The sequence below is a fragment of the Paenibacillus sp. MAHUQ-45 genome (genome assembly GCF_058133325.1).
In genome coordinates this window covers 612,600-628,250 of the sequence record NZ_JBYUPV010000001.1, presented here as the reverse complement: position 1 = coordinate 628,250, position 15,651 = coordinate 612,600, and the positions used below count along the sequence as shown (strand labels likewise).

Sequence of the window (15,651 nt, the reverse complement as noted above, 5' to 3'; positions counted from 1 at the left end):
GATGCTCATACTTATCCACCCAACGCCCTTACTCTCCTGCTATATGCTCTTGCTCACTTCCCGTTTGGCTAGACTCAACCAGCTAAAATGGTCTAAGCGAACCGAGCCAGTTCTAGTTCCCCAATAAAAGAAACCAGCAGGCCTCCCCACGAAGAGAGAGCTGCTGGTTTCTTTTATAGTTCTATATTGTAGCCTACAGCGCTACATTTAAGCTTTGCTTACGCTAGTCTTTGTTCTTGCGATCGAAGCAGCCTCAACCATGTTGCGCAGGGCGCTTTCGGTTTCTGCCCAGCCGCGAGTCTTGAGTCCGCAGTCCGGATTGATCCAGAACAGTTCTGGGTCCAGTACACGCAGAGCGCGGTCGATGTTGACAGTCATTTCTTCTACAGCCGGTACGCGCGGGCTGTGGATGTCGTATACGCCAAGGCCGATGCCTTTGTCGTAGTCTTGCTCCTCGAAGCTTACGATCAGTTCGCCGTGGCTACGGGAAGTTTCGATGGAGATAACGTCCGCATCCATATCGGAAATGGAATCGATCATGTTGTTGAATTCGCTATAGCACATATGCGTATGGATTTGCGTCGTATCTTTGACATCGTAAGTGGAGATACGGAACGCTTTAACCGACCAATCCAGGTAATGCTGACGGTCTTCTGGCTTCAGCGGCAGACCTTCACGAATCGCAGGCTCATCCACTTGAATCATTTCAACACCAGCGTCTTCCAGTGCCTTCACTTCATGACGCAATGCAATCGCGATTTGGTTCGCCACTTCTTCACGGCTCAGGTCATCGCGGACGAACGACCAGTTCAGGATCGTTACCGGTCCAGTCAACATGCCTTTTACCGGAAGCTTGGTGCGGGATTGTGCATAAACGCTCTCTTTAACTGTCATTGGCTCGATGAAAGCAACGTCAGCATAGATTACCGGTGGCTTCACGCAGCGGGAGCCATAGGATTGCACCCAGCCATTGCGAGTGAACAGATATCCAGCCAGCTTCTCACCGAAGAATTCAACCATGTCTGTACGTTCAAATTCGCCGTGTACGAGTACATCAAGTCCCAGCTTCTCTTGGAATGTGATGACTTCGTCGATTTGATCGCGGATATATTGATCATAACGCTCTTGGTTCCATACACCTTTACGCCATTTGAGACGTGCTTGACGAACTTCCGGTGTTTGCGGGAAGCTTCCAATCGTTGTTGTTGGCAGCAGTGGCAGGTTCCATTTCTCTTGTTGTACTTTCACGCGCTCTGCGAATGGCAGGTTACGGTTTGCAGGAAGTACAGCCAGCTTACGCACCTCTGCAGCGATATCTTCACGGCCACGCTCAGGCAGCGCACGGAAGGTAGCAAGCGCATCGCGGCTAGCTTGCAGCTCAGCAGCAACTGCATCACGGTTTTCCAGTGCAGAGCTAATCAGCTTCAGTTCAACCAGCTTCTCGTTTGCGAATGCCAGTGCGTTCTTGATTACCGATTTTACTTTATCTTCGCCTTCTACGGTTACCGGTACATGCAGCAAGCTGGAGGACGGTTGCAGGAATACACGATCCAGGCTAACATGAGTCGCCAGTTTGTCGAGCAATGCCAGCTTGGCATCCAGGTCGGAGCGCCAAATGTTACGGCCGTCGATGATACCAACGCCAAGAATCTTGTCTTCCGGCCAGCCAAGACGCTCGATCGACTCGAGGTTTGTACCGCCATCGTGCACGAAGTCCAGACCCAGACCTTGTACAGGCAGCTTGAGCAACGCTTCAAGCGGTTCAGCAGCTTCGAAGTAGGTTTGCAGGATGATGTTCAATCCAGGCACAGCTGCAGCGATTTCTGCATAAATCGACTCAAGCAAGCTGATGTCTTCATTGGTAAGCCCAGTTACAACCGCAGGCTCGTCCACTTGAACCCACTTCACGCCTTCTTGCTGAAGCTCTTGAAGCAGTTGTACATATACAGGCAGGAAACGCTTAGCGATTTCAGCTGTTTCAGAAGACTGGAAGCCTTTGGAGAGCTTCAGGAAAGTGTACAGACCGATGACAACCGGCTTTCCTTCGATTCCTGCTTTCTCTTTGGCAAAACGATATGCTGCAAGTGGCTTGTTTTCGGTCAAACGCGGCGTTTGATTGCCGATCTCCGGAACGATATAGTGATAGTTCGTGTTGAACCATTTTGTCATTTCGCAAGCAGTGGCTGTAGCATTACCACGAGCCATTGCGAAGTAAAGATCCAAGCCGATATCTCCGCCGTCGTAATCATAACGTGGAGGCACAACGCCGAACATTACGGCTGCATCCAGGACGTGGTCGTAGAATGTGAAATCATTGACCGGAATCAGATCAATGCCAGCTTCCTTTTGAGTTTGCAAATGCTCAAGCTGGATTCTCTCCATTTCGGAGCGGAATTCCGCTTCATCTTTTTGACCAGACCAGAAGGTCTCCAGGTTCTTTTTCCATTCGCGGTTCTTCCCGATTCTCGGGTACCCGAGGTTGCTCACTTTTACTGTTTGCGTCATTCCTAGGTTCCTCCCCTATCTCACTAATAATCTATATACGTCATGTTTTATACCCAAAAAAGGCGTCTCTCCCTGTAAGAAGTCAGAGGGAAAGACGCCCTAGTATTATACATACTTGTAGCTGGTCTAACACCATCCTATCTTCCGTAGGTAAAGCTGTGCTGTCGAAACAGGCAGGTCTCCTGGCTGCGGCGTCTACATCTTCAGCCGTCTTCCCGAACAGCATATGCTGCCAGTGACGAGGGTTGCTGAAGACTCTTCCGTTACAGTGGCGGGACCGCGTCGGTCTTGCACCGAACTTCCCTATTAAGCCATCCGGTATGTCTATCATCCGGCAGGCACCTGTATCCGTTATTCAGTTTCGGGAATGAATATAACGTCATGATACTGGAATACCAAGTAAACCGCAATAGATTATGAGTGTAACAGTTATACGGAATCCTTATAGCCAGTTAGAAGAAAATAATATACACCACTGCTGCTAGCACAATTCGGTAGATAGCGAAGGGCAGCAACTTAACCCGATTGATCAGTTTCAGGAAGAAACGCATCGACAATAGGGCGAAGACAAAGGCGCTGATGAAGCCAGCGATGAAGAACGGCAGCGACTCCATCGTGAAGTATTGCCAGTTCTTCATTAAAGAAATCAGTGTAGCTCCGGCCATGACCGGCACGGCCATAATGAACGTGAAGTCGGCTGCTGCCCGGTAGCTCATCCCGAGCAGTACGCCCCCGGAGATGGTTGAACCGGAGCGGGAAAAGCCCGGCCACAAGGCGAAGCACTGCATCAGTCCAACGCCTAGCGCTTGTTTGTAAGTCACTTGATCGACCGTTTCAGTCTGCACCTTCTTCGGCGCAAAACGGTCGGCACAAATCATGAATACAGCACCTATGACGAGTCCAATCAATACAGTTGCCGTCGAGAACAGATGGTCATCAATATAATTCTCTGTAAGTAAACCTAGGACCGCGGCAGGAATCAGGCCGATCAGCACCATACGAAGCTTCAGATGCCCTCCTTCACCGGAAGACTGCTGTGGCTGTCCATCCTGTATAGGCTGCATTTCTTTGCGGCTGAACCGCTTCAGACCCAGCAGATCAATGAATCTTTTCCAGAAAATAACGACAACCGCCAGGATAGAACCCAATTGAATAACTACTTTAAACGTATTCGCCGTATGTTGGCCCAGAAACGCCTGTGACTGCAGCCACATATCATCCACAATAATCATATGACCTGTAGAGGATACGGGAGCAAACTCGGTTATACCTTCGACGATGCCTAGAATAATTGCTTTAATAATCATGAGCAGGTCCATGTTACATCCTCCTTAAATTTTTATGCAGATTGCGCAGATAGCGACTTCGGATGAAGAAGAAGTAGAGTACCTGTGCGACAAAATAAACCGCCAACACCGCTCCTGTCTCCGTCACAATCGACAGGTAGAACAAACGCTGCAGCGCAATAAAAGCAAACAGACTATGCAGTATAGCCAGTCCAATTGGCACAAAGAACATCAGGGACATCTGAAATGTCACAATTCGGTCCAGTTCCCGGTCCGTTAATCCCATCTTAGCCAAGGTGGAATATTGCAGACGATCATAATCCAGATCCATGTACAGACGGAAATAAAGAAAACTGCCAGCTGCAATGAAGAATACTGTGCCCACAAGCAAAGAAGCGAACAGCATTGTACTGTACAGTGTCTTGTGGATCTCAAACAATGTGCCGCTGACCGCAATCGCATAAGGGTAATCGGCCTCGTACGCCTTCTTGCCCTTGACGGAAAGATCAGTCGCGATTCCAACTGTCTGCAGCAAATCTGCGACATAGAATCCTGTGTACTTATCTGTCTGCACGGGGTGGATAGTGTCATATAGCTCATCACTAACCACAATGCCGCTAAAGTCACCCCCGTCAACGCCGTTCAGCATCGGGAGCAGATGGTTCGCAATCGGTAATTCCTCCGTGTAGCCGATCTCCCGAATTATGCTCCCCTGCCGCAGTGTATACGTAGCCTTGACTCGTTCACTCGTCAGACTACGATCCCGCTGGGAACCGATCATAACCAGTCCGTCATGCCCTTCAAGCGGACCTTCGAACGAACGGAAGCCAGCCTTCAGCAGCGCCTGCTTATAAAGGCTGTAAGAGATCAGCGGTAGCAGCCGGGTCCGATCCGGGCCAGTCTGCGATATCACTTCTGCATATTTAATCGGAATGCTAAGTGTATCAAAGGGCAGACCACGGCCTTGGAGCTCTCTGCGAATGCTATCCAGGTGCTGTTCTGTTTCTGCCGCGCTTTCCGTACTTTTAGCCACATAGCCCACAGCCGCCGGATAATTAAGCTTCAGTTCCCGGGTCAATGTCTGAATCGAAGCAAATACACCTACAGAAGTGAAGGACACAGCCGAAATAATCGTGATGATAAAGAACATGCGTCCGTTCTCTCTCCAGCGGGATGACAGACCTGAGAGTGCGATCAGATTAATCCGATGCCAATAGAACCGCCGAGTTCTCTTCAGCAGCTTCACAATGTAAAGACTCAGTTGGGTATAGAACAGATAAGTTCCAACTACCGTAATAGCCACAACAGGCAACATAATGACATCCACCAAAGCCGCGCGCACTGTAGCAGCCATTACATACCCAACGATTAGGCAAACTGCTGACAAAAGCGCAAGCACTATAGAAGCCTTAGGTTCTTCTTCATTCTTGCCTTCACCCTGGAACAGCGGCATCGGGTCTTCAGGACCCGTTAGAGCAAACGTACACAGCGAGATCAGTCCAAACAACAGCACAAAGCTGCAAATGGTCAGCACTGGGGCCTGCCAGGGCAGATGAAAGGGAAGCGGTTGAATGCCAAGGAAGCCGGAGCCGATCATCAAAAACAGCTTGCCAAGCAGCAGGCCCAGTCCGGTACCGGTGACAATTGCCGTGCTGCCGATCATCATATTTTCCAAAAAAACCATCAGGTGCAGCTGCCGCTTCGTCATCCCGTGCATCAGCAGAATACCAAATTCCTTCTTGCGGGACTGCAGAAAAGAGCCCACCGATACAAGTACAAACACAGAACAAAATACAAAAATGGACCCTTCGGCTACCATCATTGTCCGCGTGGCGGTACTGAAAATCAGATCCTTAGACAAATCCGGGTGATAAATAAACAGAGCGCACAGAAAGAAGATCATCACCGAGAACGAGCTGCTGACAAAATAGGCGGCGTACTTCCGCTTGTTACGAATTACATTTCTATAAGCGAATTGCCGAAAGGTCATGGCCCGCGCCTCCCAGCAGCGACAGCATATCAATGATATTCTGAAAGAAGGCGGCCCGGCTGCTGCCCCGGTACATCTCGCTGTGGAATCGCCCGTCTTTGATAAAAATCACCCTGTGACAGAAGCTCGCGGCCACGGCATCATGTGTAGCCATCAGCACCGTCGCCCCCTCCGAAGCATTGATCTGCTCCAGCATACCCATCACTTCAGTCGATGTTTTGGAGTCCAGATTGCCTGTAGGCTCGTCGGCCAAAATCAGCGCAGGTCGGTGGATCATCGCGCGGGCGATGGCCGTCCGCTGCATTTGCCCGCCGGAAATCTCGTACGTCCGCTTCTTAAGCAGATGCCCGATGCCAAGTGTTTCCGATACCTGTAGCAGCCGGCTTTCCATCTCCTGGATAGAGGCTCCAGCCAGTGTCAACGGCAAGATGATGTTCTCTTCCACGGTGAGCGTGTCGAGCAGATTGAACTGTTGAAATACAAAACCCAGCTCATGACGGCGGAACAAGGCCTTCTCTTGTCTGCTGAGCAGATTAGGGTCTCGTCCACCAATCGAAATCTCACCGGAGGTAGGCTGATCGATGGTGGCGATAACGTTCAGCAAAGTCGTTTTCCCGCTTCCTGAGGGTCCCATAATACCGACAAATTCGCCCTTTTCCACAGCAAACCGGATATGATTCAGCGCATGCGTGGACACTTGGCCCTCATAAATTTTGGATAAATTATTGACTTCAAGTATGGGCAAGTGTCGTCGCTCCTTCCGTGGCCTGGAATGGTTTTATTATACAAACACGTCACAGGCGCTAGCTATTTCTGAAACTTACAGTTACCTTACACAATTGTAAGGTGGTTAGAATACAATCCGTACTGTGGTGCCTTTTCCTACTTCTGAAATGATGCTTACCTCATAACCGAGCTTGGTACAGATCTGCTTGACCAGGTACAACCCCATTCCGGTGGATTCCTGAAAATTCCGGCCATTTACGCCAGTAAAATAAGGGTCAAACACCCGCGGCAGATCGCTCGGCGGAATGCCTACCCCCTCATCACGTATATCCAGCACTACCCTGTTATTCTGCAGGTAGCCTGCAAAATGAATGACTGCTCCCTCTTTTACCGTGTATCGGACCGCATTTGTAATGATTTGGGTCAGCACAAAAGATAGCCATTTCTCGTCCGAGGTCACAGCAATATTGTCTTCTACTGTAATAGACGGATATACACGACTACGGATGAACAGTCGCTTCTGCTCTGAGGTGATTCGCCGCAGGACGGTCTGCAGCTCCATCCGCTCCACGTAGAAATCATGCTCGAACGTATCCAGTCGTGCTGTATACAGCACGGTCTCCAGTCCTTTCTTCAGACGGTCCAGCTCGTCTCCGATCGCCGTGAAGGGCGGGCCATCTTTATCTTGAATAATTAGATGAATGACAGACAACGGGGTCTTCATGCCATGAACCCATTGATTGATGAAATGAATATGCTCCTCTAACTTGTGGCGGTAGCTGTGCAGATCATTTTTATAGAGGCGAAATTGATGAGTTAGCAGCCCGCGCAGACTCTCAGCCAGCGGCGTATCCTGCGATGGCCCGCCCGTTTCATCCAGCGTGGAAGGCCGAGCAGTCATTCGTTCGTAAAAGGTCCGGTTGGAGATGTAACGGAAACCGAGGTAGACAAGCAGCAGACAAGTGCTAAGAATATCGGCATACAGACTGACACTGACGTCACTGCCACCATCCAGTCTGTACACCAGTGTAATGACTGCTAGCTGGGACAGATATACAAGGATTAACGTCTTTTGCTCCCGTAAAAATAGCTTCACTCCCCATTCCCCCAGTTCGGTGTCAGCCGGTAACCTTGGCCGCGCACGGTCTGCAAGCCGTCATGGATCTCCAGCACCGCTAGTTTTTTGCGGACACGGGTCACGTATACATTAAGCGTGTTGTCATCGACAAACACCTGATCATCCCATATCTTCTCCAGCAGGCGGTCACGGGTGACGATGGCTCCGGCTTTTTGCATCAGCTCGTCCAGAATCTTGACCTCTGTATGGCTGAGATCTATCCGGTCATCGCCCCGGGATAACACCAGCCGTTCCACATCCAGCGTCATTCCGGAGACTGTAAGACTCCGTTCATTAAGGTTTCCCGCGTAAGTGCCATAGGCGCGCCGGAGCTGACTTTTGATTTTGGCCATAGCGAGCTCGTAATCGAAGGGTTTCGTGATATAGTCGTCCGCACCGTTCTCCAGTGCCATCACCTGATCCATCTTGCCCGCTCTTGCCGAAATGAATAATATCGGACAGGTAGATACACCTCGAATCTGGCGGCACCAGTAATACCCGTCGAATTTAGGCAGATTGACATCCAGCAGCACCAGATGCGGAGCAAACGCCTCGAACTGCTCACGCACCGTCTCAAAATTGTCCACCGCCTGTGTCTCATAACCGAATTTATGTAAGTAGTCCTGGAGCAAAGATACCAGCCCCTGATCATCCTCAATAATGAATATTTTAAACATACTAATTTGCGCCTCCAATTGACCCAGACCTCTTTAGCCGGGGGTTTGCCAACTAATATATACAGCACCGGTGATGTACGTCAAATTACGCGCTATGAAATACGCAGCAATTACTTTCTATGGTATCCTATAATCACAAGTAAAATAATGGAATATCGTTGCAATTATAAATTGGATAGGAGCTTTAGAGATATGAACGCTATGAAACCAATTAAACTACTGTTCTTGGTATCACTGGTCATGTTGTTTGCAGGCTGTGAATTCAAATCGGTCCCCCAATCCGTTGATACACCCATGTACAGTGGCAAAGGCTTACGCCTGGCAGTTATAGGCGAACCGCCGATCGTGAGAGAAAGACATGTGACCTTCACTGAAATTACTTTTGATGATTTGAAAAGAGGGGCTGAGCTTGCGTCCCATTACGACGCTGTCTTTATTATGAAAGAGCATCTTCGCGAAGCCGCTGAAGGACAATATGCGAAAAAGTACGGGGAGACGAGGCTGCCCATCTTCTTCGTAGAATCCAAGCAGCCCGCCGCCTTTTTTACTGTCGAGGATCTGGAATACGGCACTTTTGACATAGATCCCGGTATGTATATTTCCGGGTTTCTTCTGCACCCTGAGGATCAACCCGGTGGAGATCCGCCAGTAATGGCGCGTCAGGATTGGGGGTTTGGACTTTACAATAACATTGTGAATGATACCAACATCAAAGATGTGTACTCGCGGGTATTCGAGACGATTGCATCCATTAAAAATCAGCAAGAGACCGGCCAGAAATTCTGACCGGTCTCTCTAATATGTCCATATCCATAGCTGACTGATGATGCAGCCCTGGTTCACATTTATCGCACATTCTGGGGATTACCCAGTGGTGTTGGCAATTTCGGCTTTGGCGCTTTCGCCAGCTTTCCTTTGCCCAGAGAGGTTGTAAAGGTAATTACATAACCTGCCACAACGACAGCCATAACCGTGTATAGCGTCTCTTTTAATGGCATGTAGAAGAGGGACAATGCTAGCACGATAACATCCAACAGGATGAAGACCGTACCGACCTTAATTCCTTTCCATTCACTGATCAGCAGCGACAAAATATCATCACCACCGCTCGCCCCGCCTGCGCGAAGCACCATTCCAGCTCCCAGACCTGTCAGTACCCCTGATAACAGAGCCGCAACCGGCAAATTATCATGCAGATTGATGACCCACCCGGAGTAATGTTCCATCAGTCCGTAGAAGAGCGTAAACGCTCCTACAGAAACACATGTATTCAAGACAAACGCTTTTCCTTTGAAGAACCAGGCAATCAGAAGTACTGGTATGTCTAGGATCAAAATAGAAAGTGAAGGCGAAATGCCCAATACATATTTACCAAGCAGCGATAATCCTACGAACCCGCCCTCGGTCAAATGGTTCTGATAATTAATGTGATAATACGTAAATGCAAGCAACAATGTTCCTAACAAAATGACTGTCAACCGCAGCAGAAGCTCTGCTCCGTGATTGTGTTTCCTCATACTGGTCTCCCCTTATCGTAAATGGCGGCTAGACGTCCCACCAACCTCTACGACGGGTTGAACCGGAGGTGTTCCTTCGCATAATGCACTCCCTTCCCTCGTACGTAGAGCGGCTTCGTCAATTAACGGTACGCGCATCTTCGACAGGGAAGCTAAGTATAAGACAGATCATAACGTTTCCAAATCGTCCTTTGGGGATTCGTCCTTCGGGGACACATGGTATCCTGATCCTTTCTTTAATTTGATAAGTTCTGTTGACATTATACCACGCGAAGAAGATACTCTAAACACCTTTGTGTAAAAATGATGATTTCGCCCTTTCTGTTTTTCTCCCATTATATTTAAAAAAACATTAAAAAATACATCGAAATGCGGTAACAATGGCTATATTTCGAGAAATACGCTACGGTTTGTTAAGCCAATGTAAAAAAGAGGGAATGCAGACATCTGCACTCCCTCTTCACCTTTTATGACTGTAGTCGGGTCAAAATAGCTACGCCAGCACGTGGCACCGACAACTCCAGCAGTCCTTCCCGCAGTTCCAGCGTCAGCTGTTTCGTGACTTGCCCACGGCAGTCCTTAATCACTGCCACATAAGCGGCAGGTTCAGACGTCCATTTGACGATCACATTGTCGGTATAGGTTCCGTTGACAATCGCCAGACGCTCAGGCGTTCCCTGTGGCGTGATGACCATTTCGGCATAGCAAGCGATTACCTGAACGTTGTCTTTGCTAGCCGTCACCAGCGGATACAGCAGTTCCGGGTGCTCCGGTAACAAGGTTCCGCTCAGGAGCACATCACTGTATTCCCGGCTGAAGCCGGTCCAGAACCGCAGCATCTCAGTCTTCTCTTCACCGATCTCTGCAAGCCTTACTGATATCTGCAGCACAGAGAACAGGCTGTTGATGAACTGCAAAGCCGAGCTGGCAGTTTCCTCATGTGGGTTGAACATGATCATATCGGAGTGCACGGCCGTATTGCCGGACAGCAGCCGAAGATCGAGTGTACGGACACGGTTCTGAATGGAATCATTCGGACAATCGCCTGCTCTGAAAATGTTACCGTACTTGCGCATTAACGGTCCGATATAGCTCTGACGGAACTCAATCAGAATATCCGGCTTGATGGCCTTAAGCGATTGCATGATGTCAGTGAACAACCGGTCTACAGCCTCCGGGATGGAACGGTAATCGCGGCCGCCCCCTTCCTGAGGAAGTTCACCTTCTCTTGGCTGAAAGCTGTCTACAAAATCCAGCTTTAGTCCATCGATGCCCCACTCTGTCACCGCCTGCTTATAGATGTGCAAGAGATACTCCCGCACCTCAGGAAAGCGCGGATCAAGCACGCCGGCATCGAGTCCCTCTTCTACCTTGATCACTTTGTCCTTGAAGGTGTTCCAGACCCTGCTCTTTCGGCCGACGAACGGTACCGAATACCAGAGCATATACTTCATGCCCAGGTCATGAACTCGATCCACATGTGCTTTCATATCCGGGATCTTGGTCTCACAAACCTCCCAGTCCCCGGTAAAAGCATAGCCGCGGTTATTATCATCCGTCTGCCAGCCATCGTCGACGATAATCGTGTCGCAGCCGATTTCACGGGCCAGACGACATTCGTCTTCAAGTGCGGAATCCGTCAGCTCCTGATGGTAAGAATACCAAGTGGAGTACATCGGACGCAGAGCAGCATCAGGAACGCTAGCGGGCTCAAGACCCGGCTGCTGCTCCCACCAACGGCTGACATCTGCTAATGCCTCATGATACGGGATATCTCGGGTATCAATCCGCAGTACCGCCTCATATACATCCAGGCTAGGCACAGGTTCTTCAAAGAGCTTCAGCGAGCACAGGAAAGAGGAATCCTCCTCATGAATCCCCGCCTTCACTTCAATCTTGTTCAAGACATCTGTAAAAGCAAATGTCATCCGGTTTTTCCCAGCAAGATTTAACAAGGCCGTCACAGGCGCCTGGGAAGAGATCCGGCTGTTAAAGCCGGAGCCCCAATCGATCTGGAATGCCCGATTCCGCTCGACGCCAGGGTGCCACATCGAATGAATATCTTGTGCGGGAATCGACCAGCTAATCGTACATACTGGCGGGGTACCGTTTCGTTTCGCCTTCAAGGTAATGCCAATGAACAACAGATGTTCCTCGGCCCGTTCAAAGGTCTTGGATATTTCAAAGAAATCTTCTTCGCTTACCACTCTCACGGTAGGGAGAAGAGCGTCAATCAAATTCGTCATAGTTCCTCCTGTTGGGTTCTCCTCTAGTGATAGCTGTATCAGCCCTTAACCGAACCAATCGTCAAGCCGCCGATAAAGTACTTCTGCAAGAACGGATAGATCAGCAAGATTGGAGCCGTTACTACAATGGTTGTAGCCGCACGTAGCGTTAGTGGCGACAAGCTGTTGAACTTCTGGTGCAGAAGCTGCTGGTCCATGATTTGCTGTGAAGCTTCTACTTCCAGTAGCAATCGGCGCAGATAAACCTGAAGCGTGTCATAATTTCCGCTGGAATTATACAGCACTACATCAAACCACGAATTCCAGTGTGCTACCGCGGAATAGATAAAGATCGCTGCGAACACCGGAAGCGACATTGGCAACACCAGGCGGATATAAATCTTAAGCTCGGTGGCACCGTCAATTCTCGCAGATTCAAACAGGGCTTCAGGAAGCTCCGAAATATAGGAAGACATCAGAAGCATATAGTACGCGCTGATCAAAGACGGAATCCAATACACATGGAAGGAGTCCGTTAAGCCCAGCTTCACCATGAGCAGGTACGTCGGAATCAATCCGCCGTTGAAGTACATCGTAACTAGAAACAACACACGGAGGAACTTACGCCCCGAGAAATGCCGGACGCTGACGATATAAGCCAGCAGACCTGTGACGAACAAACTGGTGCTCGTGCCAACCGCTACTCGAAGAGCGGACCAGCCAAAGCCCTCCAGTAGCTTGCTGTTCTCGAACAACAGCTTGTAAGCATCGAACGACAGCACCCGTGGGAAGATGTAGATACCACCACGCGCCGCGTCTGCACCGTCATTCAGCGACAGCGCCAGCAGATTGAAGAATGGATAGGCTACAGCAATACCGAATAATAACAGAACGAAGACATTTACAATATCAAATAAGCGTTGTGACCAAGGAACCGATCGTGAAGTCATCGAAGCATTCTCCTTTCTAGAAAATAGACGTTTGCATAAGTTTTCGGGACACGCGGTTGGCTGTTATAACCAAAGTTAATCCGATCAAGCTCTTCATCAAGCCGACCGCAGCACCATAGGAGTAGTTACCAAGTTGTACCCCGAACCGGTATACATACGTATCGATGACTTCATGATAATCCCTCGTGTTGGGACTTCCGAGGAGCAACTGCTGCTCAAAGCCCGCATTCAGGATACCGCCTAGCGCAAGAATGAATAATAGTACGATTGTGGCACGAATACCTGGCAGTGTAATATGCCATACCAGTCCAAAGCGCCCCAGACCGTCTACTCTGCCAGCCTCATACTGTTCCTTGTCGATCCCTGCAATAGCAGACAGGTAAATGATTGAGCTGAAACCGACGTCCTTCCACAGGTTGGCGGAAGTCAGAATCCCCCAGAAATATTTACCCTCACCGAGGAACAGAATCGGCTTGTCGATCCAGCCGAAGCGGACGAGCAAGTCATTGATAATACCGTCACTTCCCAGAAGGGTGAACAGAATGCTGGCCACCACGACCCATGAGATGAAGTAAGGTACATAAGACAGTGACTGAATGGTTTTCTTAAAAGCCTTGCTTTTCACTTCACTCAGCAGCAGTGCCAGCAGAATCGGCGCTGGAAAGCCAATTAGCAAATTCAGCATACTGATGACAAGCGTATTTCTTATAATCATCCAGAAGTCAGGTTCGTTAAAGAACCGAATGAAATTGTCAAAGCCGATCCAGTTTCCAAAAAGGGATTGCCCTGGAACATAATTTTGAAAGGCGATTACTAACCCATACATCGGATAATAGGCAAACACGAGTACCCATAGGATGATTGGCAAACTTAACAGCCACAGCTGCCGTTCGCGGGAAAATCGCTTGAGGTAATTCATAGTAGGTTTCCCTCCAAATCTCTCCTTGTTATTTCACGAGCGCGAGGTTCTTTTTATATTCCTCTGTGCGATACTGCTCGAGATCCTTCAGCCCCAGTTTGTTAGCCTTGTCACGCAGATCATCGAAGTTACGGGATGCCTCATCCTCGGACTGGGACATAATGACTTTAACAAATCCTGTTTTGATCAAATCTTCAATCTGCTGATTCTTGATCGTCAGCGGGTTGTCATTTGTGAAGCTAACACGCTGCTCTGTATTGTCATAGATCGTATCCTTGACATTATCGTTCATCAGCTTTTTCCACTTCTCATCCGCAATGAAGTTCTGATCGAACCAAGCGGTGCTCTTGTTGTCATCGCTCAACAAACCTTGCGGGTACGCGAGCCAGAAAGAGTTGCTGCCGTTAGCTGTCTCTGTTTTCTCAAAATCCAGCTTGCCGTCCAGAAGCGTTTGCTTCTGTTCCTCATTGAAGGACCATTTGCCATCACCTTCATAGTTCCAATAGGATTCCGGCAGGTTCGGAATACCCCAACCCATCAGACGAGTACCGATCGGTGAAACTGTGAAATCGAGGAACTTGATAATTTCTTCAGCATTTTTTGCTTTATCTGTGATTACCGTGTAATTCCAGCCATGTGTATTCTTGGCGGATAGATAAGCTTTCTCTGCGTCAGGAGCTTTGAATGCCATTTGTACGAAACGTTTGTCTTCTTTGTAATCCGGATCTGTTTTTTGCCAAATTTCATGGCCGGCATTCCAGGATTGCCACCATGGGCCGATATGACCGGCGATGCGCTCGTTGGAGAACTTGATTTTCCAGTCGTCGAACTTATTGATAAATGCATCTGGATCCATCAGACCATCGCGGAAGAAACGGTTGTAGTAGAGAAGACCTTCCTTGCCCTCTGTCGTGTTCAGCCAGTGAGTCAGGTTGTGATCTCCGTCCTCTTTAAAGCCATCTTTTAAGCCCCAGAAGCCGAGAGCGCTGTCAATTCTAACATCGCTATTCCAGGACAAAGCATAGTTCTTCTCACCCTTGTCATTGGTAGGATGCTTGGCTACGATCTGTTTCAGAACATTGTAATAATCATCAGGCGTTTTGATCTCTGGAGCACCAATCTCCTGATACCAGTCCCAACGGATGTGAGCGGTAAAATCAGGAATAGGCAGATATCCCCAACCACGAGGAAGTCCCCACAGCTTGCCATCTGCGTCAAGATAGGTCTCATAACGGGATCCCAGCTCTTTCTTGAGATTCGGTCCGTATTTATCTACCAGCGGGGCCAAGTCGATGATTTTGCCCTGTGCCTTCCACTGGGAAATCTGGGAATCATCCATGGCCGCAATGACCTCTGGGTAATCACCGGATACCAGCATCAGATTCAATTTTTCTTTAGGATCGACATCCAGAGATGATCGTTTGATATCTACATTGAAGTTCGTCAGCAAATAATCATGGAAAGCTGCTTGCTTCTTGTTAATCTTATCTGGATTTCCTTTCTCTGCTTGGAAAAAGTGAATCTGCGTTGTTTTCTGTGGCAGCTTCCAGCCGAACTCGTTAACCTTCTCCACCGCCGGTGTTGTGCTATCACCCTCGCTAGCAGAATTACTGCTATTGTTGCCGGATGAATTGCCACCACAAGCAGATAACAGCATTACGGATGCCAGCATGGCCGTGCCCAAGACACTACCTTTTCTGCTCATCAAAATTCCCCCTCTTAGTTGTATTTCTTGTCTA

Annotated in this window: 12 protein-coding genes and 1 riboswitch; of the genes, 1 reads left to right on the top strand and 11 read right to left on the bottom strand. The window is 49.0% G+C overall.

Going from position 1 to position 15,651, the window contains the following annotated elements; all coding sequences use genetic code 11:
* Positions 1 to 207: 207 nt before the first annotated feature.
* The 6 genes from metE to AC3Y23_RS02780 all read right to left on the bottom strand — a co-directional run bounded on the left by metE (position 208) and on the right by AC3Y23_RS02780 (position 8,301).
* Positions 208 to 2,505 (bottom strand): 5-methyltetrahydropteroyltriglutamate--homocysteine S-methyltransferase, encoded by a 2,298-nt coding sequence (gene metE / locus AC3Y23_RS02805; protein ID WP_379195372.1) that lies wholly within the window; start codon positions 2,503 to 2,505, stop codon positions 208 to 210.
* A 155-nt stretch (positions 2,506 to 2,660) separates the two neighbouring features.
* Positions 2,661 to 2,866, bottom strand: a riboswitch (cobalamin riboswitch).
* A 91-nt stretch (positions 2,867 to 2,957) separates the two neighbouring features.
* On the bottom strand, positions 2,958 to 3,824 hold the full coding sequence (locus AC3Y23_RS02800) for an undecaprenyl-diphosphate phosphatase (protein ID WP_379195370.1): 867 nt from the start codon (positions 3,822 to 3,824) through the stop codon (positions 2,958 to 2,960).
* A 1-nt stretch (position 3,825) separates the two neighbouring features.
* Positions 3,826 to 5,781, bottom strand: a complete 1,956-nt coding sequence (locus AC3Y23_RS02795; RefSeq protein ID WP_379195368.1) for an FtsX-like permease family protein — start codon at positions 5,779 to 5,781, stop codon at positions 3,826 to 3,828.
* Positions 5,756 to 6,526: an ABC transporter ATP-binding protein gene (locus AC3Y23_RS02790; protein WP_379195366.1), complete on the bottom strand. Its 771-nt coding sequence runs from the start codon at positions 6,524 to 6,526 to the stop codon at positions 5,756 to 5,758. The genes AC3Y23_RS02795 and AC3Y23_RS02790 overlap by 26 nt, the downstream gene beginning before the upstream one ends.
* Before the next feature lie 105 nt (positions 6,527 to 6,631).
* Entirely contained in the window at positions 6,632 to 7,603 is a 972-nt protein-coding gene (locus AC3Y23_RS02785) for a sensor histidine kinase (protein WP_379195364.1), read from the bottom strand.
* Entirely contained in the window at positions 7,600 to 8,301 is a 702-nt protein-coding gene (locus AC3Y23_RS02780) for a response regulator transcription factor (protein ID WP_379195362.1), read from the bottom strand. The genes AC3Y23_RS02785 and AC3Y23_RS02780 overlap by 4 nt, the downstream gene beginning before the upstream one ends.
* 192 nt (positions 8,302 to 8,493) lie before the next feature.
* Here AC3Y23_RS02780 and AC3Y23_RS02775 point away from each other — a divergent pair, with 192 nt between their 5' ends.
* A complete protein-coding gene (locus AC3Y23_RS02775; RefSeq protein ID WP_379195360.1) occupies positions 8,494 to 9,087 on the top strand; it encodes a hypothetical protein in 594 nt (197 codons plus the stop codon).
* Positions 9,088 to 9,146: 59 nt separating this feature from the next.
* Here AC3Y23_RS02775 and AC3Y23_RS02770 read toward each other — a convergent pair whose 3' ends face one another.
* The 5 genes from AC3Y23_RS02770 to AC3Y23_RS02750 form a co-directional block, all read right to left on the bottom strand.
* Positions 9,147 to 9,818 (bottom strand): YitT family protein, encoded by a 672-nt coding sequence (locus tag AC3Y23_RS02770; RefSeq protein WP_379195358.1) that lies wholly within the window; start codon positions 9,816 to 9,818, stop codon positions 9,147 to 9,149.
* 467 nt (positions 9,819 to 10,285) lie between these two features.
* Positions 10,286 to 12,064 carry a glycoside hydrolase family 36 protein gene (locus AC3Y23_RS02765; RefSeq protein WP_379195356.1) on the bottom strand — a complete coding sequence of 593 codons (1,779 nt, stop codon included), beginning with the start codon at positions 12,062 to 12,064 and terminating at the stop codon, positions 10,286 to 10,288.
* Between the two features lie 38 nt (positions 12,065 to 12,102).
* Complete coding sequence (locus AC3Y23_RS02760; RefSeq protein ID WP_379195354.1) at positions 12,103 to 12,993, bottom strand: carbohydrate ABC transporter permease; 891 nt, start codon at positions 12,991 to 12,993, stop codon at positions 12,103 to 12,105.
* Positions 12,994 to 13,009: 16 nt separating this feature from the next.
* The gene (locus tag AC3Y23_RS02755) at positions 13,010 to 13,912 is read right to left on the bottom strand and encodes an ABC transporter permease (protein ID WP_379195352.1); all 903 of its coding nucleotides are present in this window, start codon (positions 13,910 to 13,912) and stop codon (positions 13,010 to 13,012) included.
* 28 nt (positions 13,913 to 13,940) lie between these two features.
* On the bottom strand, positions 13,941 to 15,617 hold the full coding sequence (locus AC3Y23_RS02750; RefSeq protein WP_379195350.1) for a type 2 periplasmic-binding domain-containing protein: 1,677 nt from the start codon (positions 15,615 to 15,617) through the stop codon (positions 13,941 to 13,943).
* Between the last annotated feature and the right edge of the window lie 34 nt (positions 15,618 to 15,651).